This is a genomic window from Cupriavidus sp. UGS-1, from assembly GCF_021213615.1.
Taxonomy (GTDB): domain Bacteria; phylum Pseudomonadota; class Gammaproteobacteria; order Burkholderiales; family Burkholderiaceae; genus Cupriavidus.
Genome location: NZ_JAJQJF010000005.1, coordinates 122,866 through 148,511 on the forward strand (window position 1 = coordinate 122,866; position 25,646 = coordinate 148,511).

At 69.2% G+C, this 25,646-nt stretch carries 21 protein-coding genes; 13 read left to right on the forward strand and 8 right to left on the reverse strand.

Going from position 1 to position 25,646, the window contains the following annotated elements; all coding sequences use genetic code 11:
* Positions 1–31 precede the first annotated feature (31 nt).
* Positions 32–952: a LysR family transcriptional regulator gene (locus LRR16_RS09090; protein WP_232205656.1), complete on the reverse strand. Its 921-nt coding sequence runs from the start codon at positions 950–952 to the stop codon at positions 32–34.
* 74 nt (positions 953–1,026) lie between these two features.
* Here LRR16_RS09090 and LRR16_RS09095 point away from each other — a divergent pair, with 74 nt between their 5' ends.
* From LRR16_RS09095 to LRR16_RS09105, 3 genes are all read left to right on the forward strand, one after another.
* Positions 1,027–2,313: an amidase gene (locus LRR16_RS09095; RefSeq protein ID WP_232205657.1), complete on the forward strand. Its 1,287-nt coding sequence runs from the start codon at positions 1,027–1,029 to the stop codon at positions 2,311–2,313.
* A 14-nt stretch (positions 2,314–2,327) separates the two neighbouring features.
* Positions 2,328–3,311 carry a tripartite tricarboxylate transporter substrate binding protein gene (locus LRR16_RS09100; protein WP_064573548.1) on the forward strand — a complete coding sequence of 328 codons (984 nt, stop codon included), beginning with the start codon at positions 2,328–2,330 and terminating at the stop codon, positions 3,309–3,311.
* A gap of 213 nt (positions 3,312–3,524) precedes the next feature.
* Positions 3,525–4,259: a hypothetical protein gene (locus tag LRR16_RS09105; RefSeq protein ID WP_156526398.1), complete on the forward strand. Its 735-nt coding sequence runs from the start codon at positions 3,525–3,527 to the stop codon at positions 4,257–4,259.
* A gap of 10 nt (positions 4,260–4,269) precedes the next feature.
* Here the strand turns inward: LRR16_RS09105 and LRR16_RS09110 are convergent, their stop codons facing one another.
* Complete coding sequence (locus LRR16_RS09110) at positions 4,270–5,028, reverse strand: NADPH-dependent F420 reductase (RefSeq protein WP_370646780.1); 759 nt, start codon at positions 5,026–5,028, stop codon at positions 4,270–4,272.
* A gap of 227 nt (positions 5,029–5,255) precedes the next feature.
* On the opposite strand from LRR16_RS09110, the gene LRR16_RS09115 reads away from it, so the two are divergent.
* The gene (locus LRR16_RS09115) at positions 5,256–6,779 is read left to right on the forward strand and encodes a PLP-dependent aminotransferase family protein (protein ID WP_370646776.1); all 1,524 of its coding nucleotides are present in this window, start codon (positions 5,256–5,258) and stop codon (positions 6,777–6,779) included.
* Between the two features lie 162 nt (positions 6,780–6,941).
* The gene (locus LRR16_RS09120) at positions 6,942–8,156 is read left to right on the forward strand and encodes an NAD(P)/FAD-dependent oxidoreductase (protein WP_232205659.1); all 1,215 of its coding nucleotides are present in this window, start codon (positions 6,942–6,944) and stop codon (positions 8,154–8,156) included.
* Positions 8,157–8,190: 34 nt separating this feature from the next.
* On the opposite strand, the gene LRR16_RS09125 is transcribed toward LRR16_RS09120, so the two are convergent.
* Positions 8,191–8,544 carry a hypothetical protein gene (locus LRR16_RS09125; RefSeq protein WP_232205660.1) on the reverse strand — a complete coding sequence of 118 codons (354 nt, stop codon included), beginning with the start codon at positions 8,542–8,544 and terminating at the stop codon, positions 8,191–8,193.
* Positions 8,545–8,883: 339 nt separating this feature from the next.
* Between LRR16_RS09125 and LRR16_RS09130 the strand changes: the two genes are divergently transcribed.
* A complete protein-coding gene (locus LRR16_RS09130) occupies positions 8,884–9,705 on the forward strand; it encodes a methyltransferase domain-containing protein (protein ID WP_232205661.1) in 822 nt (273 codons plus the stop codon).
* A gap of 185 nt (positions 9,706–9,890) precedes the next feature.
* Complete coding sequence (locus tag LRR16_RS09135; protein WP_231906261.1) at positions 9,891–10,919, forward strand: substrate-binding domain-containing protein; 1,029 nt, start codon at positions 9,891–9,893, stop codon at positions 10,917–10,919.
* Between the two features lie 6 nt (positions 10,920–10,925).
* Here the strand turns inward: LRR16_RS09135 and LRR16_RS09140 are convergent, their stop codons facing one another.
* The 4 genes from LRR16_RS09140 to LRR16_RS09155 all read right to left on the reverse strand — a co-directional run bounded on the left by LRR16_RS09140 (position 10,926) and on the right by LRR16_RS09155 (position 15,969).
* Positions 10,926–11,636 carry a TSUP family transporter gene (locus LRR16_RS09140; RefSeq protein ID WP_006578529.1) on the reverse strand — a complete coding sequence of 237 codons (711 nt, stop codon included), beginning with the start codon at positions 11,634–11,636 and terminating at the stop codon, positions 10,926–10,928.
* Positions 11,636–13,108 (reverse strand): amidohydrolase family protein, encoded by a 1,473-nt coding sequence (locus LRR16_RS09145; RefSeq protein ID WP_232205662.1) that lies wholly within the window; start codon positions 13,106–13,108, stop codon positions 11,636–11,638. Before LRR16_RS09145 ends, LRR16_RS09140 begins: the two co-directional genes overlap by 1 nt.
* Positions 13,109–13,464: 356 nt before the next feature.
* Complete coding sequence (locus tag LRR16_RS09150; protein WP_232205663.1) at positions 13,465–14,796, reverse strand: uracil-xanthine permease family protein; 1,332 nt, start codon at positions 14,794–14,796, stop codon at positions 13,465–13,467.
* Positions 14,797–15,087: 291 nt separating this feature from the next.
* Positions 15,088–15,969, reverse strand: a complete 882-nt coding sequence (locus tag LRR16_RS09155) for a LysR substrate-binding domain-containing protein (RefSeq protein WP_006579456.1) — start codon at positions 15,967–15,969, stop codon at positions 15,088–15,090.
* A 245-nt stretch (positions 15,970–16,214) separates the two neighbouring features.
* On the opposite strand from LRR16_RS09155, the gene LRR16_RS09160 reads away from it, so the two are divergent.
* The 5 genes from LRR16_RS09160 to LRR16_RS09180 all read left to right on the forward strand — a co-directional run bounded on the left by LRR16_RS09160 (position 16,215) and on the right by LRR16_RS09180 (position 22,776).
* Positions 16,215–16,814 carry a cysteine dioxygenase family protein gene (locus tag LRR16_RS09160; RefSeq protein ID WP_006579455.1) on the forward strand — a complete coding sequence of 200 codons (600 nt, stop codon included), beginning with the start codon at positions 16,215–16,217 and terminating at the stop codon, positions 16,812–16,814.
* Positions 16,815–16,997: 183 nt separating this feature from the next.
* Entirely contained in the window at positions 16,998–18,566 is a 1,569-nt protein-coding gene (locus tag LRR16_RS09165; protein WP_232205664.1) for a rhodanese-like domain-containing protein, read from the forward strand.
* Positions 18,567–18,616: 50 nt separating this feature from the next.
* A complete protein-coding gene (locus LRR16_RS09170) occupies positions 18,617–19,597 on the forward strand; it encodes a tripartite tricarboxylate transporter substrate binding protein (RefSeq protein WP_232205769.1) in 981 nt (326 codons plus the stop codon).
* Between the two features lie 155 nt (positions 19,598–19,752).
* Positions 19,753–20,937, forward strand: coding sequence for a cystathionine beta-lyase (gene metC, locus LRR16_RS09175; RefSeq protein ID WP_232205665.1), 1,185 nt, complete (start codon positions 19,753–19,755; stop codon positions 20,935–20,937).
* Positions 20,938–21,684: 747 nt separating this feature from the next.
* Positions 21,685–22,776, forward strand: a complete 1,092-nt coding sequence (locus LRR16_RS09180) for a porin (RefSeq protein WP_232205666.1) — start codon at positions 21,685–21,687, stop codon at positions 22,774–22,776.
* Here the strand turns inward: LRR16_RS09180 and LRR16_RS09185 are convergent.
* Complete coding sequence (locus LRR16_RS09185; protein WP_232205770.1) at positions 22,767–24,323, reverse strand: glycine betaine ABC transporter substrate-binding protein; 1,557 nt, start codon at positions 24,321–24,323, stop codon at positions 22,767–22,769. The genes LRR16_RS09180 and LRR16_RS09185 overlap by 10 nt on opposite strands.
* 260 nt (positions 24,324–24,583) lie before the next feature.
* Between LRR16_RS09185 and LRR16_RS09190 the strand changes: the two genes are divergently transcribed.
* Positions 24,584–25,627, forward strand: coding sequence for a LysR family transcriptional regulator (locus LRR16_RS09190; RefSeq protein ID WP_232205667.1), 1,044 nt, complete (start codon positions 24,584–24,586; stop codon positions 25,625–25,627).
* Positions 25,628–25,646: the final 19 nt, after the last annotated feature.

Genomic DNA, 25,646 nt, shown 5'->3' on the forward strand with positions numbered 1-25,646 from the left:
GGGCGAGCGTGCCCCAGCCCTCGTCCCGCGCTCATCCAGGAGCCGGTTTGCGGTCCGCCTGGCGCAGCGCGGCGCGGAAATGATCGACAGCCAAATTGGCGTGCCCGTGCAGGCTCGCGACCACGATGGTGGCCATCGCACGGGACGGGTCCTGCAGGGGCACGAAGGCGAGCGACTCGCTGCGCAGGCGCGCCAGCGAGCGCGGCACGATGGCGGCCCCGACGCCAATCTCGACCAGCGTCAGCACCGTCGGTATCACGCTGTCCTGCACGAAGCGCGGCGCCTTGCCCGCGTCGGCGAACATGGCCTGCAGCATGCCGCGGAAGTATGGCGACGCCTGTTGCGAATAGCCGATCAACGGCAACGTCGCCGCCTGGTCGACGCTGACGCGGCGGCGGCCGGCCCAACGATGGTCCCGCCGCAGCGCCAGCATCATCGGTTCGCGAAAGACCTCGAAGCGGTCGAACTCCGGATCCATCGACATCGGCCGCATCACCGCGACATCGATCGTCCGCGCGCGCAGCATCGCCTCCATCGTCACCGAATTCATCTCGCGCAGGTCGAGCGTGACTTCCGGATGCGCGACGCGGTAGCGGTACAGCGCGTCCGCCACGGGCGAGTACGCGGCGGTCGGCGCGATGCCCACCACCAGCGAGCCGCCCTCGCCTTCGGCGGCCTGCCGCACCGCGCGCAGCATCACGCGTGTCTGTCCCGCGATGGTGCGGGCGTGCTGGTACATGACCTCGCCGGCCGGCGTCAGCCGCACCGATCGCGTGGTACGGACGAACAGCGGCGCGCCGACCATGGCCTCGAGCCGCTTGATCTGCTGGCTGAACGGCGGCTGGCTCATGAACAGGCGCGCGGCGGCACGGCCGAAGTGCAATTCCTCGGCCGCCGCGCAAAAGCACGCCAGCAATCGGTCGTCGAGAAACATTATGTCGGTATTGGTCATAATGTCGCATTGATTTTGAATTGGACGGTACACAGTAGTGTAACTAGCATGGGGGCATCTTTTGGTGCCCCATCGTGAATCGCTATCCCGTTCCCTCCGTTTCTTCCTTCCCCACCCTGGTCAGGGCCGACGATCTGACGAACTGGGTGCGCCGCGTGGCCGATCAGGATCGAGCCCTGCATGCGTGGGTTCGGCTTGCCGGCGAGGCCGCGCTTCGCGACGCCGGTTCGCTGTCCGGCCCGCTGCAAGGGATGCCTTTCGGCGTCAAGGACGTGCTCGACGTTGCCGGCATGCCGACGCGGTGCGGCTCGCCCGCCAGTCCGGACGACCCTGCGCCGGCCGACGCCGATTGCGTGGCGCGGTTGCGCGCGGCAGGCGCCGTGCCGATCGGCAAGACTGTGACGGCGGAGTTCGCCCATGTGACACCTGGGCCCACGCGCAATCCCGCCAATGCGGACCACACCCCGGGCGGCTCGTCGAGCGGATCGGCGGCGGCAGTCGCGGCCGGCATGGTCCCTTTCGCGCTCGGTACGCAGACCGGAGGCTCGATGATCCGGCCGGCGGCGTTCTGCGGCGTGGTGGGTTTCAAACCGACTTATTCCGTGCTGTCGCGCCGCGGCATGCGCGTGATGTGCCCCTCGTTGGACGTGATCGGCTGGCATGCCGACACGGTGGACACCGCGGCGCGCGTTGGCGCCGTGCTGCTGCCAGGCGCCGATGTCGATCGCCGCGCCGCATTGCGCTTCGGATTCCTGCCCGAGCCGCCCGGATATCGGCTCGAGCCGGCAGCCGCCAACGTCCTCGACCACGCGCGTCGCGACCTGCTGGAACGAGGCCACGCGATGGCCACCGTTGCACCGCCGGCGTCCTCGGCGCGGCTGCTGGAGGCGCATGGCGTGCTGGTGGCCTATGAAATGGCGCGCAGCCTGGCGGCCATCGCGACCGCCGCCGATGCGCTGCTGAGCCCGGCGCTGCACGACACGATCCGCCGTGGCCTGTCGTTGTCCGATGCCGATCATGCGCAGGCGCGGCGCCTGCAGGAGTCCGCGCGCAACAGCTGGGAACACAGCTTCGGCGACATCGACCTGGTACTGACCAGCAGCGCACTGGGTCCGGCGCCGGCCGGCCTGTCGCATACCGGCAATTCCGGCTTCAACAAGGCTTGGTCGGTGCTGGGCTGGCCCTGCCTGCATTTGCCCGTAACGGTCGACGCCGCCGGACTGCCGATCGGCGTGCTGCTGGTGGCTCGGCCTGGCGCCGACCGGCAACTGCTGGCCTGGGCCGGCCGCCTGCATGCGGCAATCGACCGGCGCCGCGGCGTGTTGCCTGCGAGCCGGACCGCTTACTCTTTCCTATCTTGACGGAGACATCCACCATGAACCTCGCCATCCGCAAATTCGCCGGCCGTGCCGCGCTGCTGGCAGCTGCGGCGCTGACCGCTGCGGCGCCTGTCGCACAGGCTGCCTACCCGGAGCGCCCCATCGCCATCACCGTGCCGACCGCACCGGGCGGCACGGTCGATATCGTCGCCCGCATCATGGCGGAGCAGCTCGGCGGCACGCTGGGTCAGCCCGTCGTGGTCAACAACAAGGCGGGTGCCGGTGGCGTAGTGGGTACGCAAGCCGCCAGGCGGGAAGCGGCGGACGGCTACAACCTGCTGTTCACCGCCAACAGCAATCAGCTGATCGTGCCGTGGGTCTACAAGAAGCCCGGCTTCGATCCGATCAAGGACTTCGTGCCGATCGCGGCGGTCGGGATCGTGCCCAACGTGCTGTGCGTGCATCCGTCGTTTCCCGCCAAGGACCTGAAGGGCTTCCTGGCCGAGGTGAAGGCGAATCCCGACAAGTACCGCTATGCCTCCGCCGGCAGCGGCACGCTGAATCATCTGCTGGGCGAGATGATGAACGAGAAAGGCGGCCTCAAGATGCAGCACATCCCGTACAAGGGTGTCGCCCCGGCGATGACGGATGTGCTGGGCAACCAGGTGCCGATGCTGTTTGCCAGCCTGCCGTCCGCGGTGGAAGCGGTAAAGGCTGGCAAGCTGCGCGCCATCGGCGTCAGCAGCGCGACGCGCGCCCCGCTGCTGCCCGACGTGCCGGCAATCGCCGAACAGATTCCCGGGTTCAGCGGCGACCTGTGGGTTGCCTTCTACGCGCCGCGCGGAACGCCGCAGCCCGTGGTCGACCGGCTGCATGACGCGATCAAGACCGCGCTCGCATCGCCGGCGCTGCAGCAGCGCTTTCAGCAGTTGGGCGTGACCGTGCTGCGCGACGGCCCCGAGCAGCTCGCGGCGCGGCAGCAGAAGGAATTCGCGCAATGGAAGCAGATCGTCGAGCGGTCGGGCGCTGCGGTGGACTGAGCAGGGGCGTTGGGGAGCGCTCGCAAGTCGGGCGTGGTGCGACGAAGCGCGGTTCCTGCGGTCGTCGGCGCAAATCGGAAGCGCGCTGCGGCAGCGCTCGCGACAATCGCGCGGTTCGCGTCGCGAACATCAAATTGACCGCGGTGGCGGCGGATCAGCAAGCCAGCCGGCACGCCACGGTCTTCCGCCCAACGCCTACCCCCTTCTTCCATCATGTACACCACCTCCACGGGCGCTGCCGCGCCCCAGCAATCCATTTCCGAGCCATTACCGCTTCAGTCCGACGTCGATCTCGCCGCAGCAGGCGAACTGCCCCTACCGCCCCTATTGGCCCTTGGTGCCGACGACGCGCGGGTCGCGCTCGAATCGCGCGATGACAGTCCTGTACTGAGCACGGTATTCGAGGCGCTCGAGCACAGTGGACAGCCGCATCCTGGCGCTCATCTCCGCGAACTGCTCGGCGCGCTGCTACAGAACCGCGGTGCCCGCCTGAGCAATTGCCTGGTGCGCGATGTCGAGCAGTCCGCCGGGCTGGCCAATCAGGGGCGCGGCGCCGCCCCGTGGGAAACGCCGAGGGCGTATCTGGCCAGGCTCCTCGCCGACGCAGGGAGTCCGCAGGCGGCCGCGGCGCTGACCGGCACGATGGCCGCGTGCTCGCAGCTGCAGGAGCAAGCCGCGCGCCTCGCGCTGCGTCCGGGCGCTTCCCCTTCGTCGATCTCCGCCATCGAATCCGGGCTGCCCGCCATGCCGGCGGATCTGCAGGCTGCATGGCTGGCCGAATGGCTGGCGTGGCCGCAGCCGCCCGCCGGTGTCCAGGACAAGGCAATGGCGCTGATCCACAGCGGTCAATTGAGCGATGCAGCGCGGACCAACCTGCTGGCCAAGGTTACCGTGCGCAATCTGATGAGTCCGCCGGCGCGTTCACTGGCACCCCTGCATCCGCTTTGATCGCCGGCCGCTAGCGCCCTGGCGGCTGCGCCGGCACTGCCGCCCTCGCCTTCTGCCGCAGCTCCTCGGCGCCGCCGACCTGGCGGAACAGCGGTCCGCCGGGCGCGAAGCTGTCGGCAATCTTCAGCGGACCGATGACCACCGGCTCGAAGCCGGCGGCGCGCACCAGTTCCGAAGCGGTGTCCAGCGCGGCCCGATCGTCGCCGGCGATCGGGATCGCGATCCGCGGTTCCTGGTGGTGCCGGGTCGCGAAATCGCTGGCGCTGGTGAAATTGAAGGCCCGCACGATGCGCGCGCCGGACAGGTACTTCGCCGTAGTGAGGCCGATCCCGTTGGCCAGGGCGTCCTCGCCGGCGGCGCCATCGCGATGGCGATAGGCGTTGGTGGCGTCGAGCACCACCTTGCCGGCCATTCCGCGGCCATGCTCCTTGCCGATCTCGGGCAGCGCACCGTAGGGCACGGCGATGAACAGCACGTCGCCGAAAGCGACCGCCTCGGCCACGGTGCCGGCCCGGGCAAGCGGTCCAAGCCCGTCGACCAGCGGCTTCAGCTGTTCCGGATGCCGCGACGAGAACAGGACCGGATAGCCGGCCTTGACCCACAGCGCCCCGACCGTGCCGCCGATGCGGCCACTGCCGATCACGCCGATCTGCATCGGCTTGCTGCCCGAGGGCCTGGGCACCGACTGCTGTGGCGATGGCGATGGCGATGGCGATGGCGATGGCAATTGGGCCGACGCCAGTCCGGGCCATGCGGCAGGCACCAGCATCGCGCCACCGGCGATGGCCAGCAGCCGTCGCCGGCGCGGATTGGGCCGCTGCCGCGGCGGCAATGGATGCGAAGGCGGCAACAGGCGCGAGGGCCGGCGCAATAACGCGCGATCCATGGCGATGTCCTCCGAACGGCGAACGGCAAGCGGCGGCAGGCGGCGCCGCGCGAACGCTGCGCTGGCCGCGGCCAATGTCGCCACTCTAGGCCAAAATACGGCCGCGCTCCATGTCGCACTACAATGGCCGCGGCGTGGAATGCCTGTCCCAGGCCACCGCATCCCGCCGCCTGATTTCGCACAGCGGCCCCTGCACCGCCGATCGTTTTCCCCGCATGGATCCCAGCCTCGACGTCAGCCTCGACCGATCGTCATCGGAACCCCTGAGCGCGCAGATCGCCAGCAATCTGCGTGTAGCAATCCACGAGGGGCGGCTGGCGCCCCGTGCGCGGCTGCCATCGTGGCGCGACCTCGCAGCCCGGCTTGGTGTGGGCCGCGGCACCGTGCGTAGCGCCTATGATCGGCTGCTCGACGAGCGGTTGATCGTCACGGCGGGAGCAGCCGGTACCCGCGTGGCCGCACAGCCGGAGCGACCCGAACCCGCCGCCGAGCCGATTCCGGCGTTCAACGCACCGCTGAGCGGCATCCTCCACGACTTCTCTGCGCCGCCGCTGCCGTTCGAAATGGGCGTGCCGGCGCAGGACGCGTTTCCCGCCAAGCTGTGGTCCCGGCTGCGGGCACGGGCGCTGCGCACCGGCGCGATGTCCCCGGTTACTTATCCCGATCCGCGTGGCGCGGCGATGCTGCGGGCGCAACTGGCCGGCTATCTGGCGATCGCGCGCGGCATCCATTGCGCGCCGGATCAGATCGTGCTGACGGCCGGCTATCGCGGCGGACTGGGCCTGACGCTGGCGGTACTGCAACTGGCCGGCCGCGCCGCATGGATGGAAGAGCCGGGCTATATGGTCACGCGGACCGGCCTGCAACTGGCGGGGCTGCGCCCGGTGCCGATACCGGTGGACGCGCACGGACTCGACGTCGAACGCGGCCTTGCGCTGGCCCCGGAGGCGGTGCTCGCCGTGGTCACGCCCGGGCAGCAGGCGCCGATGGGCGTGGCGATGTCGCCGGCACGGCGTCAGGCGCTGCTGCGCTGGGCCGCCCGCACGCGGGCGTGGATCGTCGAGGACGACTATCTGAGCGAACTGCAGCTGCAGGGCCGCGCCGCACCGGCGTTGGCGGCCGCCGATCGGCACGGCCGTGTGATCCATATCGGCACGTTCAGCAAGACGATGAGCCCTGCGTTGGGACTGGGCTTCGTGGTGGCGCCACTGCCGCTGGCCGAACGCTTCGCCGAGGTGGCCGGCTGCCTGGCTCCCGCGCCGAACCTGGCGACACAACTCGCGTTTGCCGAGTTCATGGCCCAGGGCCACTATCTGCGCCATCTGCGGCATATGAAGGCACTGTATGCGCAGCGGCGCGACGCGCTGCGCGCGCGCCTGGGGCCGCAGGCGGACGTCGATGCGATGGCCGGGCTGGCGGTTCACCTTCGGCTGCCACCCGGCAGCGACGATCGCGCGATCGCGGCCGAAGCGGTGCGCCGCGGCATCGCACCCTCCGCGGTATCGCGCTGGTATGCCGATCCGCAGCAGGACCCGCGGCAGCGCGGCTTGCTGCTCGGCGTCACCAATCTGAGCGACGCGCGGCTGGGACCGGCTTGCGACACGTTGATGGCATTGCTGGCGGAGATGCGCTGACCCTTGCCGGGGCGCTATCGTGTGCCGAGCCGCGATGGAGCCTGCATTCGATGGTGCCTGCATTTGCTCGGATCTTGGTACTGTTCCGGCCCACCCCGCCACCCCTACCATCCCCACGTATCGATCCAGGCGGATCTCCGCCGTTTTCAATCGTGGGGTGTCATGAGCAAGCAAGTCGTTATCGTCGGGGCCGGTTTTGCCGGCATGTATGCGGCGCTGGCCGCCGCCAGACTGCGCGATCGCCACGGCGTGGCGCCGGACGCGATCGAGATCGTCGTGGTGGCACCCGAAGCAGCCATCACGCTGCGGCCACGTCTCTATGAACGCGCGCCGGCCACCATGGCGGCGCCGCTCGATGCGCTGTTCGACACCGTCGGCGTACGCTTCGTCGCGGGCTGGGTCGAAGCCGTCGACGCCGCGGCCGGCCGCATCGTGCTGCGCGACGGCGAGGGCCGGCACAGCGAGATCGGCTACGACCGGATGGTGCTTGCCGCGGGCAGCCGTTTGGCGATGCCGGCGCTGCCGGGCCTGGACCGCTTCGCGTTCAGCGTCGATCAGCGCGAAGACGCGATCGCGCTCGATCGGCATCTGCATGCGCTGGCCGAGCGGCCGTGGTCGGTCGCGCGCAATACGGTCGTGGTGGCCGGCGGCGGTTTCACCGGCATCGAGACCGCCGCCGAAATGCCGGCGCGCCTGCGCGTCGCGCTCGGCGAAGACCGCGACGTGCAGGCGATCGTGGTCGAGCAGGCGGACGCGATCGGCCCCGATCTGGGGCCGGGGCCGCGGCCTGTCATCGAACAGGCACTGGACTCACTCGGTGTGCAACGGCGCCTGGGCGTCGCGGTGACGGCGGTCGATGCGCAGGGCATCACGCTCAGCGATGGCAAGCGCATCGATGCCGCCACCGTCATCTGGACCGGCGGTGTCCGCGCAACGCCCTTGACGCAGCAGATCCCGGGCGAACGCGATCGCGCCGGACGGCTGCTGGTCGACGGCGATCTGCGGGTGCCTGGCGCGCCAAGCGTGTTCGCCGCCGGCGATGCGGCCAGCGCGCAGACCGACGAGGCGGGCCACCGCACGCTGATGTCCTGCCAGCATGCGATGCCGCTGGGGCGCGTCGCCGGCAACAACGCGATGGCCGATCTGCTCGGCGTGCCGGCGACGCCGTATGCGCAGCCGCGCTATGTCACGTGCCTGGACCTCGGCCCGTGGGGCGCGGTGCTGACCGAGGGCTGGCAGCGCGAGGTCCGGCTGTCCGGTGCGGCAGCGAAGGCGCTGAAGCGGCAGATCAACCAGCAGTGGATCTATCCGCCGCTGGCGCATCGCGGCACGGCCTTTGCCGTGGCCGAGCCCGGATATCACCCGACGGCCGCTTGATGACCAGTGCGGCTTCGTCGTGGCGGCCGGTGGATCATCGGATTGGCCGCTCCGCCAGGTTCAGCAGGCATCCCGCGACGCAGCCCATCAGCACATTGCCCAGCCCGAACACCGCGGCGGCGGCGGCCCAGTCATGGGTGGCGGCGAAGGTGGCACCGCTCGCCCCTGCTACCAGGCCGAACGCGACACCGGCAACCGCCCCGGCTGCCACCTTCGGGTAATCGGACCAGACGCGGCTACAGAGGCCTTGCTGGCGGGCATCGGCGTCGACACGAATGCGGGATTCTTGCAGCAGCCCGTAACCATCCTCCCAGGTGCGATTGACATCGAGCGCCGCCATGTCGATTGCGAGATGGGTCGGAAGCAACGGGGTACGGTTTGTTTGCATGATCGGACTCCTGTCATCTGGTGATTCGGAAATGGTGGGAGGCGCGGGGCGCCGATCGCCGACCGACTACACGGAACGGCGATGCGCGGATCGTAGGTGTCTCAGTGATACCGGCGAAGTGGTCCGTCCTGCATGCCGCCCAATTACGTACAAGGCAAACGCAAAAGCACAAGTACGCGGTTCCTTCGCGCCGGCGTTGGGCAGCCGAACGGTTAGCGTCCGCAACGCGTCGGGCCGCAGCGAACTCGCGTCGCCGTGCGGGCCACCGCCGTCTACGATGAACTGGCAGGCCAAACAAGCGGCGAGCGCCCTGCTCCGCAGCCTGCCAGGAGACTCACCATGACCACACCGAACACCGACAAGCTGTTCACGGGCCCGATTCCCGAGCTGTACGAGCAATACCTGGTGCCGATGATCTTTCGGCCCTATGCCGACGACATCGCTGGCCGTGTCGGCGCGCGGCGCCCTGCCCGCGTGCTCGAGATCGCCGCCGGCACCGGGGCTGTCACGCGCGCGATGGCGAAGGTGCTGCCCGACGAAGCGCAGCTCGTCGTCACCGACCTGAATGCGCCGATGCTGGCGCGTGCGGAGGCGATCGGCCTCAGCGGCCGCGTGGCCGAATGGCGCCAGGCCGATGCGATGCAATTGCCGTTCGACGACGGCAGCTTCGATCTGGTGGTGTGCCAGTTCGGCGTGATGTTCTTTCCGGACAAGGCAAGGGCCTTCGCCGAGGCGCGCCGGGTACTGCAGCCCGGCGGCACCTTGCTGTTCAACGTCTGGGATCGCATCGAGGAGAACGAGTTTGCGCACGCGGTGTCGCGCGCGCTGGCCGAATGCTTTCCGGACTCCCCGCCCGACTTCATGGCCCGCACCCCGCATGGTTACCACCAGCGGGACAGGATCGAAGGCGACCTGCGCGCCGGCGGTTTCGCCACGGCGCCCGATTTCGACACGGTAGCCAGGCGCAGCCATGCGGATTCGGCGCGCGTGCCGGCGGTCGGCTTCTGCCAGGCCACGCCGATGCGCGCCGAGCTCGAGGCGCGCGGCGGCGATGCGATGCAGCGCGCCACCGACTATTGCGAGGCCGCGCTGCGCAGCCAGTTCGGCGAGGGACCGATCGAGGGCCGGATATCGGCGCATGTGGTTGCGGTGACCGCCTGACGATGTGCGTGGCATGACGGAGCGGCGCGATCGCTGGTGTATGCTTGCCACGGCGCCTGTCGTGCCGCGCTCGCGCATCACCCTGCTCCATCACCTGCTCCATCACCCTGCTCCGTTACCCACATCGCATGAAAGACCCGAGGCCGAGCGCATCCGTCCCGCCCCGACGCATCACCATCCATGACGTGGCCCGGGAGGCCGGCGTCTCGCTAACGACGGTATCGCATGCGCTGAACGATCGCGGCGTCGTCGATCCGGCCACGCGGGCGCGGGTCAAGCAGGTTGCCCAGCAGCTCGGTTATCGGCCCAGTGTCCGCGCGCAGCGGCTGCGTTCGGGACGCGCCAACAGCATCGCGCTGGTGTCGTCGATGCCGTTCGCGGTGGCGGGCGGCACCTCGCGGCTGGGCTTCATGATGGAAGTGGCGGCAATCGCCGCCGAAGCGGCGCTGGGCCGCGGCATCGGCGTGGTGCTGGTGCCGCCGCTGGAGGGTGCGGGCGGCCTGCTGGACAGCCTGGACATCGATGGCGCCATCGTGATCGAGCCGGTCGCCAACGACGCGCATATCGCGCTGCTGCGCCAGCGCGGCGTCAGCATCGTGTCGATCGGCCGGGAGCCCGGCACCGACGATCCGGTGCCCTTCGTCGATCTGCAATCGGAATACACCGCGCGGCTGCTGCTCGAGCATCTGCACGCGCAGGGCCGGCGCCGCATCGGCCTGCTGATCGGCGCCACGCCGCGCCAATCCTATGTCGAGACCGAGCGCGCCTATCGCGCCTTCGTCGCCGAGGCCGGCCTGCCCTGCCATATCGTCACCGCACAGGAGAGCGAAGGCGAAGCGGGCGGCGCGGCCGCTTGCGCGGCGCTGCTGCGCGAGCAGCCGGACATCGATGCGCTGTGCGCGCCGGTCGATGCGTTCGCGGTCGGCGCGATCGCGCATGCGCAAGCGCTCGGCAGGCGCGTGCCCCAGGACCTGATGGTGGTGACCCGCTACGACGGCATTCGCGCCCGCAGCCATCAGCCGCCGATCACGGCGGTCAATCTGCATCTGGAACGGGTCGCGTCGCAGGCCGTCGAACTGCTGTTCGAACATGTCTCGGGCCGGCACGAACGCGCTTCCGTCGCGGCGCCGCTGCCCGAGCTGGTGCCGCGCGAGTCGTCGGCTGCGTCGGCGACATCCACTCCCCCCGCGACGTCGGCGACATCGGCAGCCTAGGCGGCGTCAGCCGCGCACCAGCACCACCAGTCCCGATACCAGCGCGAACACCAGCACGCCGATACGCAGCATGCGCTGGTTGATGCGCCGGTGCACCAGATGGCTGGCCAGCATGCCGGCGCCGAGCACCGGCAGCATGCCGAGCGCGTAGTGCCACTGCGGCGCGCCGAGGCGCTCGCTTACCGCCAGTACGATCAGCGAGATGACCTCGCCCACCAGGAAGCACAGCGCAACGGTGGCGCGCAGCGTGGCCACCGGCGCGTGCTGGTAGGCCAGCGCGAGCGGCGGCCCGCCGACGCCGGTGGCGGTCTCTGTCACGCCGGTGATCAGGCCGGTCGAGGCGAACGTCATCCTGCCCGGCGTGAAAGCCGGTGCGATCAGCGACACCAGCGCGGCCAGGATGGTGCTGCCGCCGACCAGCGCATTGAGCCAGGCCATCGGCACCGCCACCAGCACCCACAGGCCACCGAAGGTACCGGCGAGCCGCCCGGCGCTGATCCAGCCGGCGCCGCGCAGATCGATCGCATGCCGCTCGCGCCAGGCCACATAGGCGTTCAGCGGCAGCATCGCGATCAGCAGCGAACCGGGCAACATCGCGGGCGCGGCCAGCGCCAGCACCGGCACCACGATCAGCGCAAAGCCCATGCCGGTGGTGCCCTGGATCAGCGCGCCGGCGAACACGGCGAGCCAGACGCTCAGCATCGTCGTATCGAGCATCATGCCTGCGCCCCGCCCTTTGCGGTCCGCAGCCAAGCCGCGCAGGCGGCGCGATGGACGTCCGCCGGATCGTGCAGCTTGGTGATCGGCGCGTTGGCTATGGTCTGCTCGGCCATCTGGCGGATCTCCGCCATCAGCGCACGCGCGTCCCAGTCCAGCGGCCAGCCGTCCCACAGGCGCAGCCGCCCGTCGACGAAGACGCCGCGGATCTGGTCGCGATTGGCCAACCGCACCAGTTCCCAGCTCAGGTCCCACGACGGCGTCAGCTCCGGCACATCGCAGTCGACCAGCAGGAAGTCCGCCTGCTTGCCGGCCGCGATCTCGCCGGTGACCTTGCCCAGGCCCGCCGCATCGGCGCCATCGTGCGTCGCCATGTCGAGCCAGCGCCAGCCCGCGCCGCAGGACGAATCGCCGACGCCGATGCCGAAGGCAAAGCGCTGCGCGGCCTCGGCATAGTCGAGCAGTCGGAAGCCGTCGCTGCGGGTGCCGTCGGTGCCCAGGCCCAGGCGTACGCCGAAGGTCGCCATGGTTTCCGCAGGGGCCACCGCATTGCCCTTCCAGGCGCTGGCGACGGGGTTGTAGGCGACCGCCGCGCCCCGCTCGGCCAGCAGGCGGATTTCGTGCGGGGTCACCAGCGTCGCGTGCGCCAGCAGCGCGGCGGGGCCCAGTGCGCCGACCGCTTCCAGATGTTCGATCGGCCGCTGGCGGCGCGCATTGAGCGAGCGCTCCACGGCGACCAGGTGTTCGTTGGCGTGCGTCTGGAAGACGCGGCCCGCTTCCTCGCACAGCCGATAGACGTCATGCAGCATCGCATCGCTGGCCACCTCGGGAATCGAGATCGCCAGCGACGGTACCACAAGCGGGTGATCGTCGTACATCGCCAGATGGCGCTCGGCCCGGCGCAGGATCGGCGCGGCGTCAAGAGTCTGCCCGCGGGGGCGATCGTTGCAGATCAGGCCCAGCACGCAGCGCAAGCCGGCCTCGCCGACGGCCTGCGCGATCGCCTCCAGCCCGGCATCGGCACGGGTACCGGCATCGCACACCGTGGTGAAGCCGCCGCGCAGCGCCTCGAGTGCGGCGAGCTTCGACGACAGGTACAGATGCGTCTCGGTCAGGCTGCCCTCCAGCGGTACCCACACGCGCCGGAAGATCTCCGACGGCTCGCCGAACACCAGTGACTTGCCAAACGATTGCGTCAGATGATGATGGGTGTCGATCATCCCGGGCATCAGCAGCATGCGCGGCAGCGCCAGCGTCGGCAGATGCGGGAATTGCGCGGCGATCTGCACGGCCGGGCCGACCGCGGCGAAGCGGCCATGCTGCACCACGATCGCGTGGTCACGCACGATGCCGTCGCGCAGCAGGGTCCATTCGGGGAGCAGGATCTGCGGGCGGTCGAAAGACGCGGGACGCAGTGCGGCGTGCTCGGGATTGGAATTGGGATCGGGCAAAGCGGAAGGAAAAGGCGACATACGTTCTACGGGTTGCGGCGCATGCATGCAGCGGCATGCGCCTGGGTGAATCGCTCCCTCTCCCGCTTGCGGGAGAGGGTTGGGGAGAGGGAAGCCGGCGGTGGTCCAACCAGCCGCGTCAGCCATGACGAGCGCCCTTTCCCTCTCCCCCACTCCTCTCCCGCAAGCGGGAGAGGGGAGAAAACCGACGCGACGATCAAACGCGAACTCAATACGCGACCGGCACCTTGTCCATGCCGCGAGGTTGGGTGCATTGCTCCCTCTCCCGCTTGCGGGAGAGGGGAAAAAACCTGGTGAGCCCTTCTCTCCCGCAAGCGGCAGAGCGGAGAAAACCGACGCGACGATCAAGCGCGAACTCAATGCGCGACCGGCACCTTGCCCACACCGCGCCGCAGCCCGGTATGGAAGAACAGGAAGTTCATCAGCGCCGCGGTAATCGCGCCCATCGCCACGCCGTTGCCGACCAGGATGCGGATGTTGGCCGGCACGCTGGCATAGATGCCCGGCACCAGGATCGGCAGCAGCCCGACCGCGAGCGCCACCGCGACGATGTACATGTTGGCGTGGTCGCGCAGGTCCACCTTGCGCAGCATGTCGATGCCCATGGTGCCGACGATGCAGAACACGATCAGCCCGGTGCCGCCGACCACGGCCTCGGGAATCGCGGCGATCAGCGACGACACCGGCGCCAGCAGGCCGAACACCACCAGGATGCCGCCCGAGACCGCGGTGACGAAGCGCGAGCGCACGCCAGTCGCCCGCACGATGCCGATGTTCTCGCCGCTGGTGATGATCAGCGAGGTCCCGAACAGCCCGCCAAGCAGCGAGGTCAAGGCGTCGCCGCGAATCGTGCGGGGCACGTCGCGCTGCTCGTCGATCGGCTTGCCGACCGCATCGCCGATCGCAATGGTCTGGCCGGTGGCCTCGACCATCGACACGATGGAGAACACCATCAGCGGTATCGCCGCGATCAGGTCGAACCTCGGCATGCCGAACGGCAAGGCCGACGGCAGCGCCAGCACGGGCCACAGCGACAGGTGCTCGCCATGGAAGGCGCCGATTCCCACCGCCACCAGCGCCCCGCCGAGCAGGCCCAGCAGGATCGCCAGTTGTCCCAGCATGCCGGTCAGCACGCGCGAGAACAGCACGGTGAAGGCGATCGTCGCGAATGCCAGCAGCAGGTTGACCGGCGCGCCGAAGCCGGGCGTGCCCGGCTGCCCCGCGATCAGCTTGCCCGATACCTGCGCCAGGTTGATCGCCACCAGCAACAGCATGGTGCCGACCACCGCCGCGGGGAAATAGCGCAGGCAGCGGCGAAACACCGGCAGCACGAGGAAATAGAACACGCCGGTCAGGATCACCGCGCCGGCGGCGGTCTGCACATCGGTCTGCTGCGCGATCAGGATGAACAGCACGATCGGCGCCCCGCCCGGCAGCATGATGAAGGGCAGCCGCGCGCCGATGCCCGTGGGGCCGAACGACTGCAGCAAGGTGCCGAGGCCGCAGATCACGAAGGTCGCGCTGAGCAGCTGCATCGCCAGCGCGGGCGGGAAATTGAGCGCCTTGCTCATCAGGAATACCGAGGCGATCGGCGAGGCGGCCATCACCAGCACATGCTGCATGCCGAAGGCGAACAGCCGCCGCCATGGCAATACCTCGTCGACGGCCGCGATTGCGGGTTGGGACATGGGGGTCTCCTCCTTGGATGACAGCGGCGTCTATTGGTGAATGCGTCGGTGGCGCGATCGGTGAGCCGCGCCGGTGTGTCCATGCGTCTATGCGCCCGTCTGTGCGTATTTCGCCGCTGAATGTTAGAAAACTGCTGAACCAAAACGTTTTGGTTAGTCTATGCGAAGGGCGGCAGCCATGCAAGCGGCCGGCCGAAACCAGCGGTATCGGCTGTGTTGCCCGCTGCTGCGGGCCACCAAGGCCCGGCGCAAGCGTGAGCTGGATGGGTGCGAAGGAAACGCGTGAAGGAATCAGGCCGGCAAGGATCCAGCCGCGGTTGCGTTCAGCCCCAGCGTGGACTTGAGCATCTCGTAGACCTGCCGCGTGGCCGGATTGATCACGTCGGGACGCATCCACAGGTAATACGCGACATCGGGCAGGCGCGGCATGCCGTCGTTCTCGCCCAGCACGCGCATGTCCGGTCCGAGCAGTTCGATGCTGCGCGCGGTCACGCCCAGTCCGGCGCGGATCGCGGCCTTGATGCCGATCAGGTTCGGCGCCAGATAGCCCGGCCGCCACGGCACCTGCGCCAATTCCAGCGCCTCCAGCGCGAGGCGGCGGAACAGGCTCGGTTCGTCGGCCAGGATCAGCGGCACCGGTCGCGAGATGTCATGGACGTAGTCGGCCGCGCAGATCCACACCGTCGGCGAAGTCCGCAGCACCACGCCCTCCAGCGTCGGATCGCTGCGCGTCGACAGCGTCAGGTCGATCTCGCCCCGGCGCAGCGACTCCATCAGGAAGGGGCTGCGCCCGACGTGGATTTCCAGCTGCAGCTTCGGCGAGCTGCGCGCGATATGCGCGAGCAGCGGCGGCAGCATCGTGTCGGCGATATCGTGCGGCGCGCCGATGCGCAGCGCCCCTTCCAGATTGCCTTCGCGCAGCGCGCGCAGCGCCTCGTCATGGATCGCGAGCATGTGCTTCGCGTATTCGAGCAGCTTCTGGCCATGCGGCGACAGCCGCTTGCTGCGGCCCTGCTTGTCGAACAGCGGCAGCCCGACCTGCTCCTCCAGCCGCTGCATCTGCTGGGTTACCGCGGACTGGGTCTTGTGGGTTGCGTCGGCGGCGGCCGCAAAGGTGGTGTGCTCGGCGATGGCGACCAGCGTCCGCAGCAGTTCGAGATCGAGATGGCGCATGGGAATAGAAAGGTGTGGTCGGCAATGTGCCGACGACCATCGCGTCATTCCCGCGAAGGCGGGAATCCAGCGTCTTTCAAAGCCACTGGGTCCCCGCCTTCGCGGGGACGACGGCCAAGTATATATATAAGACTTACTTATATGTTTGCGCAATATTCTAAGTTGTTCGCCCCCATCGCGTTCAGTACAGTGTGGCTCCAGACCCGTATCCATCCGCATCTATCCGCATAATTCAGGAGTTTTCGATGAGCCTCGCTCCCGCCCGCGCCGAAGCCCGCACCGCAGCCGTCCAGGGCGCCATTCAAAGCATTAAGGATATTGTTGAAAACAAGGCGCTGACGCGCGAGGCGCTGGACCGGGTGCTGGCCGTGGTCAAGGACCTGGCGGCCCATCGCGAATGGTGGAGCGAAGCCGATTTCGCGCCGCCCGAGGCCGGCGAGCGCCAGGCCCGCTATCTGATCAGCGAAGACCCTGACCAGCGCTATGCGCTCTATCTGAACGTGATGCGCCCGGGCAAGCGGATTCCGCCGCATAACCACACCACCTGGGCCTGCATCGCCGCAGTCGAGGGCGAAGAGCAGAACTACGTCTATCGCCGACTCGACGACGGTTCGCAGCCTGGCATCGGCCATCTCGAGCAGAGCGATACCGTGCGCGTCGGCCCCGGCGAAGGCATCGCGCTGATGCCCGACGACATTCACTCGGTCGAGATCCAGGGCGACCAGGTCATCCGCCATCTGCACATGTATGGCCGCGCGCTGGAAACGCTGAAAGAACGCATCGCGTTCGACCTCGAGACCGGCCGCTACCAGGTGATGTCGGTCGGCGTGCAGACGCGCCGCTGATTTCCGCGCGGCCCGTCGATCCGCGCCAGCGCATCGCGCGACGACCGCCACCTCCGACCGATTCCCCTCCCCTTGCCACCTATGGCTGTCCTCGGCCAGGGGAGCGTTTTGCCTGAATTCCGCCGGCCACCAGTGTCGCAACCGCTGGCCCATGAACCCGCAATGCCCCGCAATGACCCCGCAATGACCCAATACGTAGACGCCCCGACCCTGAAGTCCTGGCTGCATGACGGCGCCGAGATCGCGCTGCTCGATGTGCGCGAACACGGCCAGTACGGCGAATCGCACCTGTTCCTCGCGGTGCCGCTGCCGTACAGCCGCCTCGAGCTCGAGATCGGCCGCCTGGTGCCGCGCCGCGATGTCCGCGTGGTGGTCTACGACCATGACGAGAGCGTCGCCGTGCCGGCCGCCGCCGCGCTGCTCGCCGCGGGCTACACCGACGTGCACGTGTTGCGCGGCGGCACCGCGGCCTGGGCAGCGGCCGGCTATGCGCTGTTCGCCGGCGTCAACGTGCCATCGAAGACGTTCGGCGAACTGGTCGAGCACAAGCTGCATACGCCGCGCATCGGTGCCGAGCAGCTGCATGCGATGCAGGCGCGCGGCGACAAGCTGGTCGTGCTCGACGGCCGGCCGCTGTCCGAATACCGCAAGATGAATATTCCCGGCGCGATCTGCTGCCCCAACGGCGAGCTGGCCTACCGGCTGCGCGACCTGGTGCCGGACGACGACACGCCGATCGTGATCAATTGCGCGGGACGCACGCGCAGCATCATCGGCGCGCAGACGCTGATCAATCTGGGCGTGCCCAATCCGGTCTACGCGCTGGAGAACGGCACGCAGGGCTGGTATCTGGCCGACTACCAGCTCGAGCACGGCAACGATCGCCACTATCCCGAGAAGACCGGCGCCAGTGACCTGGAACCGATGCGCGCCGCGGCGGCACGGCTCGCCGAACGTCACGGCGCCGAGACGGTCGGCGCCGCGACGGTACAGGGCTGGGCCCGCGACACCGCCCGCACGCTGTTCCTGTGCGACGTCCGCACCCCGGAAGAATTCGCGCGCGGCACGCTGCCCGGCGCGCAGCATACGCCGGGCGGCCAGCTGATCCAGGCCACCGATCAGTACGTCGGCGTGCGCGGCGCACGGCTGGTGCTGTTCGACGACGACGGCGTGCGCGCGCCGGTGGTCGCGAGCTGGCTGCGCCAGCTGGGGCACGACGCCCATGTGCTGGCGGACGGCTTGCGCAGCGGCCTGGCGCTGCCGCCCGCTCCCGCGGCCGCACTGCCGGCACTGGCCGCCGTCGATGCGGCACGTCTGGCGCGCGAGCTCGACAGCGGCGAGGTCGTCGCGATCGATCTGCGCGCCAGCATGGATTACCGCAAGGCGCATGTCCCCGGTGCGCGGTGGTCGATCCGCCCGCGCCTCGCCCACGACGTGGCCGGCGACGCGCGCCCGCTGGTGCTGATCGCCGATCAGCCGGAAATCGCCGCGGCCGCCGCGCTGTCATTGCCCGCGCCGCAACGGGCGCTGGCGCGCGTGCTCGACCGCGGCATCGCGGCGTGGAAGGCCGCGGGCCTGCCGCTGGTCGCGTCGCCGAACGAGCCCGCCGACCGCGACTGCATCGACTTCCTGTTCTTCGTGCACGACCGCCACGACGGCAACAAGGCCGCCGCCCGCCAGTACCTGGCGTGGGAAACCAATCTGATCTCCCAGCTCGACGACGCGGAGCTGGGCAGCTACCGCCTGCCGTAGTACCCACCCAGCCTGGAGGAGTCCCCATGAAAAGAACCATATCCCTGTCGATGCTCAGCCTGCTGACCGCGGTGCAACTGGCCGCGGCCCCGATCGCCAGCGCCAGCGCACAGCCGCTGGCGCCGGTCGGCGGCTATCCGAGCCAGCCGATCCGCTTTGTGTCGCCCTTCCCCGCCGGCGGCGGCAACGATGCGATCACGCGCATCGTCACCAACAAGCTGGCCGCCGTCACCGGCCAGCCCGCGGTCGTCGACAACCGCGGCGGTGCCGGCGGCAATATCGGCGCGAAGCTGGTGGCCGAGACCAAGCCCGACGGCTATACGCTGCTGACTTCGCAGGTCTCGCTGATGGCGGTCAATCCGACGCTGTACTCGTCGGCCGGCTTCGATCCGGTCAAGAGCTTCACGCCGATCACGCAACTCAATGCCGCGCCACTGGCCATCGTCGTTGCCGCCGATTCGCCGCTGAAGACCTTTGCCGACCTGGTCACGCAGGCCAAAGCCGAGCCGGGCAAGCTGACCTATGCGACGCCGGGCAACGGCACGCTGTCGCATCTGGTCGGCGTCGTCCTCGACAAGGACCACAAGATTGCGCTGACGCATGTGCCCTACAAGGGCGCAGGCCCGGCCATTACCGACCTGCTCGGCGGCCAGGTGGCGACGCTGATCACGTCGACGTCGTCGGTCGCGGGCTTCGTGCAGAACGGCAAGATGCGTGTGCTGGCGGTGACGAGCCCGAAGCGCCTCGGCGTATTCGCCAAGGTGCCGACGCTCGACGAGCTCGGCTACAAGAACGCCAGCTTCGAGGACTGGTACGGCATCTTCGCGCCAGCCGGCACCTCGCCCGAGCGCGTCGCCTACCTGCGCGCCTCGATCGTGCAGGTGCTGCAGTCGCCCGAGGTCGTCAAGCTGATCCACGACGGCGGCAGCGAGGTCGTGGCCAGCACGCCCGAGGCCTTCGCGGCGCAGCTCAAGAGCGATATCGCGAAGTGGTCGCGCATCGTCAAGCTGTCGGGCGCGAAGATCGACTGATTGCCGATGCCGACGCCGTTGCGCGGTGCCGGGTCCGTTCGCGGCCGGCACCGCGCCTGGGTCACCCGCCTCCGCCGCTTCCGTCTCACACCATTCCGCATCCATTCCGCGCCGCCGCTCCGCCGTGATGGCCGCCTTGATGCCGCTCTGACGCCATGCCCGATCCCACCAGACATTCGCCGCTGACCACGCTGATCCACGCCGGCAAGGCGCTCGACTACCCAGGCGGCCGCCCGGTCAATCCGCCGGTGGTGCGCAGCAGTACCGTGCTGTTCGACACCGTCGCGCAGCAGCGCGAGGCGCGCGCCCGGCGCGGCGAGGAACGCCTGTTCACCTACGGCGCGCGCGGCACGCCGACCAGCTTCGCGCTCGAGGACGCGGTCTGCGCGCTCGAAGGCGGCTACCGCACGCGGCTGTATCCAACCGGGCTGGCGGCAATCGGCATGACGCTGCTGGCCTATCTGCGTCCGGGCGACCATGTGCTGATGGCCGACTGCGTCTACGAACCGGTGCGCAATCTGGCCAACACCTTCCTGCGCGACCACGGCATCCGCGTCGATTTCTACGCCGCCGACGGCCACGATATCGAGGCCCGCATCGAACCGAACACGCGCATGCTGTACGCCGAATGCCCGGGCTCGCTGGTCTACGAGATGTGCGACCTGCGCCAACTGTCGGCGCTGGCGCGCCGGCGCGGGCTGCTGCTGGTGGCCGACAACACCTGGGGCTCCGGCCTGCAATACCGGCCGCTGGCGCTCGGCGCCGATGTCTCCATCATGGCCGCGACCAAATACCTGTCGGGCCATTCCGACGTGATGATGGGCACGGTGACGACCACCAAGGACGCCTGGCAGCCGCTGTCCACGCTGGCCGACAGCTTCGGCATCGCGGTCAGCCCCGACGACGCCTATCTGGTGCTGCGCGGCATCCGCAGCCTGGCGCCGCGGCTGGCGATGCACGAGGCCAATGCGCTAGCGGTGGCCGACTGGCTGACGCAGCGCGCGGAGGTCGCCACGGTCTTCTGCCCCGCACTGCCCGCCGATCCAGGCCATGCGCTGTGGCAGCGCGATTGCACGGGTACCAACGGCCTGCTTTCCTTCGAACTGCGCGGGCACGGGCTGGCGGCCGCCGAGCGCTTCATCGACGCACTGACGCTGTTCGGCATCGGCGCGTCCTGGGGCGGCTACGAGAGCCTGGCCACGCTGTCCGACCTGGGGCGCGCTCGCAGCGTCGACGACTGGTCGGCGCGCGGGCCGATCGTCCGGCTGCATATCGGCCTCGAGGATCCGCGCGACCTGATTGCGGATCTCGAGCGAGGCTTCGCGGCGATGGCGCGATGACATCCCGGTTCATCGAGCAGTTCGCTTGCTCCACCACGGCCTGCGCGCCATCCTTTGACTACGATATGGCGGAAACTGAGTTTTCTTCGTATGAGGGTACCGAGAGGCGGTAGCTGGATCCGAGCCCTACTCTTCGGCCGCGTCTGCATTGCGATGAAGTGCACCCGTACCACCAAAGTCCTGGAAGGCGTTTCTCAACGCCATCGCGGATCTCCTATGCGTTTAAACGCACCTGTTTACCGATTAAATATTGTCTATTTTTAGAAAAATTATTTAAACATCACATTTCAGTCGTCCTGCCGGGTATTCCGTCGAGCCAGTTTCGGCCGGGCGATGGCGCGGGTCATCGAGCGGTCAAAACCGCGTTTTTCGGGCCCGCTCGGCAAAGCAGGTAAACTACGGCCCGTTCGCCGTACCGGGGACGACCCGGAACATGCCTTCACCGTCCGCCCTGCGATAGCCGGAACGACGCGCGAGGTGGGCGCCGGCGAACCCACCATCAGGCCTTCGGGCCAACTCTGCGGCGCCGGACTGTCCGGCATCGCGCAGGCTTGCCCGGCTCCACTGCCGGCATTCGCCGCCAGCAAGGCAACGTCGCTCACTTCGACCCTCGCCCGGGATAGGCGCCATCGCGCGCGTCCCGATGACGACCCGCGTGCCCGCGCGGGACTGGTACCGCAGGCCATCGGCCTGACGGGTCCGCCGGCGCCCCGTGCGCCGGACGGGTCCGACCTCGGAGGACAATCCATGAAGAAGACAGCCAGCCCCTGGCTGCTGGCGGCCGGGCTATTGCCCGTCGCCGCTCTCCCAGGCGCCGCGCAAGCCGAGCCCGGCGTCACGCTGTACGGCATCGTCAGCTCGGCGGTGCGCTACACCTCGAATCTCGACGGCCATCACAACGATCAGGTCGGGCTGGTGTCCGGCGGCATGGTCGGCAGCCGCTTCGGCCTGAAAGGCGACGAAGACCTCGGCGGCGGCAATCACGCGATCTTCCAGCTGGAAGCGGGCGTCGGCAGCGACGACGGCCGCCTCGGCTACAACGCGTTCTTCGGCCGGCAGGCCTATGTCGGCCTGAAGGGCGACTGGGGCAGCCTGACCTTCGGGCGGCAGTACAACGCACTGAACAATATCGGCTGGGCCTTCAATCCGCTCGACCAGGGCTGGGGCAACTTCTGGTCGGACCCGCTGTACCTGGGGGGCGACATCTTTATCCAGGACTACCGCATCAACAACAGCGTGGTCTACCAGCGCACGATGGGTCCGCTGACCGTGCAGCTCGACTACGGCGCCGGCGAGCAGCCCGGCAGCATGGTCCGCGGCACCACGCTGGGCGGCGGCGCGCTGTACCAGCATGGGCCGGTCGCCTTCGGCGTCGCCTACGACCAGCGCAAGAACGACGATGGCAGCGGCACCGTGCGCAACTACACGGTCGGCGGCTCGTATGCGTTCGGCAAGGCCAAGGCGTTCCTCGGCCATATGGGCCGCCGCGAATCGGCGACCGATGCGCGCCATGCGATCGCCTTCGCGGGGCTGGGCTATCAGCTGACGCCGGCGCTGCATCTGTCCGGGGCCTACTACCGCTACTGGCAGAACGGCAACGTCGCCACGCAGTTCCAGGACGTGCCGGTGCCGCTGGGCAGCGGCAATGCCGACAGCATCGCGGTGGTGGCCGACTATGCGCTATCGAAGCGCACCCACGTCTACGTCGAGGCCGATGCCGCACGGGCGCGCGGTGGCGCGGTCGGCCGCGAGACCGAGTACTGGGCCGGCACGCCGGCCCTCGACGTGGACAGCACCACGCGCGTCGGCGTGATGGTCGGCATGCGCCATCACTTCTGATCGTGCCTGGCCGCGCGCTGGCCGCGGAACAGCACCCAGCGCTCGGCGGCCTCGAAGAGGCCCTGCGCCAGCAGGGCGAGCAGCGCCGACGGTATCGCGCCGGCCAGCAGCAGCGTGTCATCGTTGAGCGCAAGGCCGGTGGCGATGCGTTCGCCATAGCCGCCGGCACCGACGAAGGCGGCCACGGTGGCGGTGCCGACGCTGATCACGACCGCGGTCTTGATGCCGGCCAGGATCACCGGCAGCGCCAGCGGCAATTCGACATGACGCAGGCGCTGGCGGGCGGTCAGCCCCAGCGCGCGGCCGGCGTCCGACAGGCCGGCCGGCACCTGCTGCAGCCCGGTGCAGGTATTGCGCACGATCGGCAGCAAGGCGTACAGAAACAGCGCGACCATCGCCGGCCACAGGCCGATGCGGCCAAGCAGCGGAATCAGCCCGGCCAGCAGCGCGAGCGACGGGATCGTTTGCAACATGCCGGCGATCGCCAGCACGACCTGCCCCAGCCGCCGTCGGCGCGCCGCGACGACGCCCAGCGGCACACCGACCACCACCGCGGCCCCGACCGCGCCGGCTACCAGCGCCAGATGCTGGCGGGTCAGCCGCCAGGTATCCGGGCCGAGCAAGGCGCCTAACAGCCCTGCCCGCTTGTCGGCCGCGTTGCCCTCCGAGATCTCGCCGGACATCTGCGCCGACTTTTCCTCGGCCCCACGCTCGCCCGCCAGAAACCGCCGCGCCACCGCCGCGAAGCTGGCCCCATCGAGCTCCGCCTGCGCGTTCATCGCGATCATCCGTTCGCCGTCGATGCGGCCTTCGAGCTCGGCGATCGCACGCCATGCGGCCGGATGGCGCTGCGGCACATCGAGCCGATACAGCACGATCGCGTCATAGCGCGGAAACACCTGGCGGTCGTCGTCAAGCACGCGCAGCCGATAGGCCCGGATCTTGGCGTCGGTCGAATAGATGTCGATCGCGTCGACCTGTCCGGCCACCAGCGCTTCGTAGGCAATGCCGTGGTCCAGCCCGACCGGCTGCTGGGGCAGGCCATAGCGGCTGGCCAACGTGGGCCAGCCGTCGGCGCGGCCGAGGAATTCGTGCGACAGGCCGAGCCGCAGCCCCGGTGCGCGAGCCAGGTCGGACAGCGTGCGCAGGTTGTCGGGCGCCGCGGCGGCTTGCGCAGCCTTGCCGCTCTCGCCGCGCACGGCGATCGCATAGGTGTTCTGGAAACCGAAGGGCACCGCCGCGCCCAGCCCCAGTGGCGCGAGGGCCGCGTTGATCTGCGCCAGCGTCGCGGTGGCCGGCAGCTTCAGCAGTTCGGCAGCGACGGTGCCGGTGTAGTCCGGATACAGGTCGATGCTGCCGGCGCGCAGCGCGGCGAACACGATTGCGGTATTGCCGAGTCCCGCCAGATGGCGGGCGGGCCCGGCGCTCGCCGCGCTCTGGGTCAGGATTTCGCCGAGGATGTAGGACTCGGTAAAGCGCTTCGAGCCGACCTTCAGCGGGGCGTTGGCGGCGGGCGGATCGCCCTGCGCCCAGCCGGAAAGCGGCATGCCGCATCCGAGCAGCACCGCGACCGACAGCGCCATCAGCAGGCTCGACAGCGGTCTCCATCGCGGACCGAAAGGCCGGCCGCATGATTCCTTCATCGCATTTCTCCACGCGAACGATCGGCTCATGATAGCGACCCACCGCCCGGCCGCCCCCGCAGCAGGACGGCCGCTCGCGCCGCTGGCAGAAGCGTATGCCGAAATAGTATTTGCCTTTGGCATCATAAGCGCGCAAGAATGCGATATACGCATACTCACCCGCCATGGAAATCCGTCAGCTCGAAGCCTTCGCCGCAGTGATGTCGACCGGCAGCGTCACCGCCGCCGGCCGCCTGCTGGGCCGCTCGCAGCCCGCGATCACGCGTTCGATCCAGGAGCTGGAGAGCGAGCTTGGCTTCGCGCTGTTCGCCCGCAGCGGACCGCGCGTCAGCCCGACCGAGCGCGGCTTCCTGCTGTACGAGGAAGTCGAGCCGGTGCTGCTCGGCATGCAGCAGATCCGTGCCAGCGCAGCGGTGATCGGCCGCGAAGGCAGCCGCTCCCTCAACGTGGTGGCAACGCCGGCGCTGGCCGCCGGGCTGGTACCCGCCGCCCTGGCCGCCGATCCGTCGCTGCCGGCGCAGATCCATCTGCACAGCGCCTCGCCCGAAAAGGTGGTGCACGCGGTGCTGACTGGCGCCGCCGAGGTCGGCGTCACCAGCCTGCCGCTCGAGCATCGCGGCGTGGCGGTGCACTGGATCGGCGAGGTCCAATGCGTGGCGGCGCTGGCCGCCGGCGATCCACTTGCGGCCGCCGATACCGTGCCGCTGGCCGCCTGCGCCGAACGCGCGCTGGTGACGATGCAGAACCCCTACCGGCTGCGCCAGCTGGTGGACCGGGCGCTGGAGAGCGCCGGCATCGCGGTGCCGCGCCGGATCGATACCAATACCTCGCTGAACGCGCTGGCGCTGGTGCGCGCCGGGCTGGGGCTGGCCGTGCTCGAGCCTGTGACGGCCTATGGCTTTCCGGTCGATGGCGTGGCGGTGCGGCCGATCGACGTGCCGATCCCCTTCCATTTCTGCGTGATCACGCCGCAGGGACGGCCGCCGACGCCGGCGGTGCAGAGCCTGACCGAGCAATTGGCGCTTGCCGCGGCGCGGCTGTTGCCGGGCTTCGTTCGGCGAGACGCGCGCGAGGGCGACAGCGTGATGCCGCTGGCGCCGCTGGTGCCGCCGCCGGTGCCGCCGCTGGTGCCGCAATCCGAAGCGGACAGCGACGCCGGCACCGCACGCGGGCCGGCCCGTCCCGCCCTATCCCGACAGAACGATTGATGTCAGCCTGAAGTGCTCT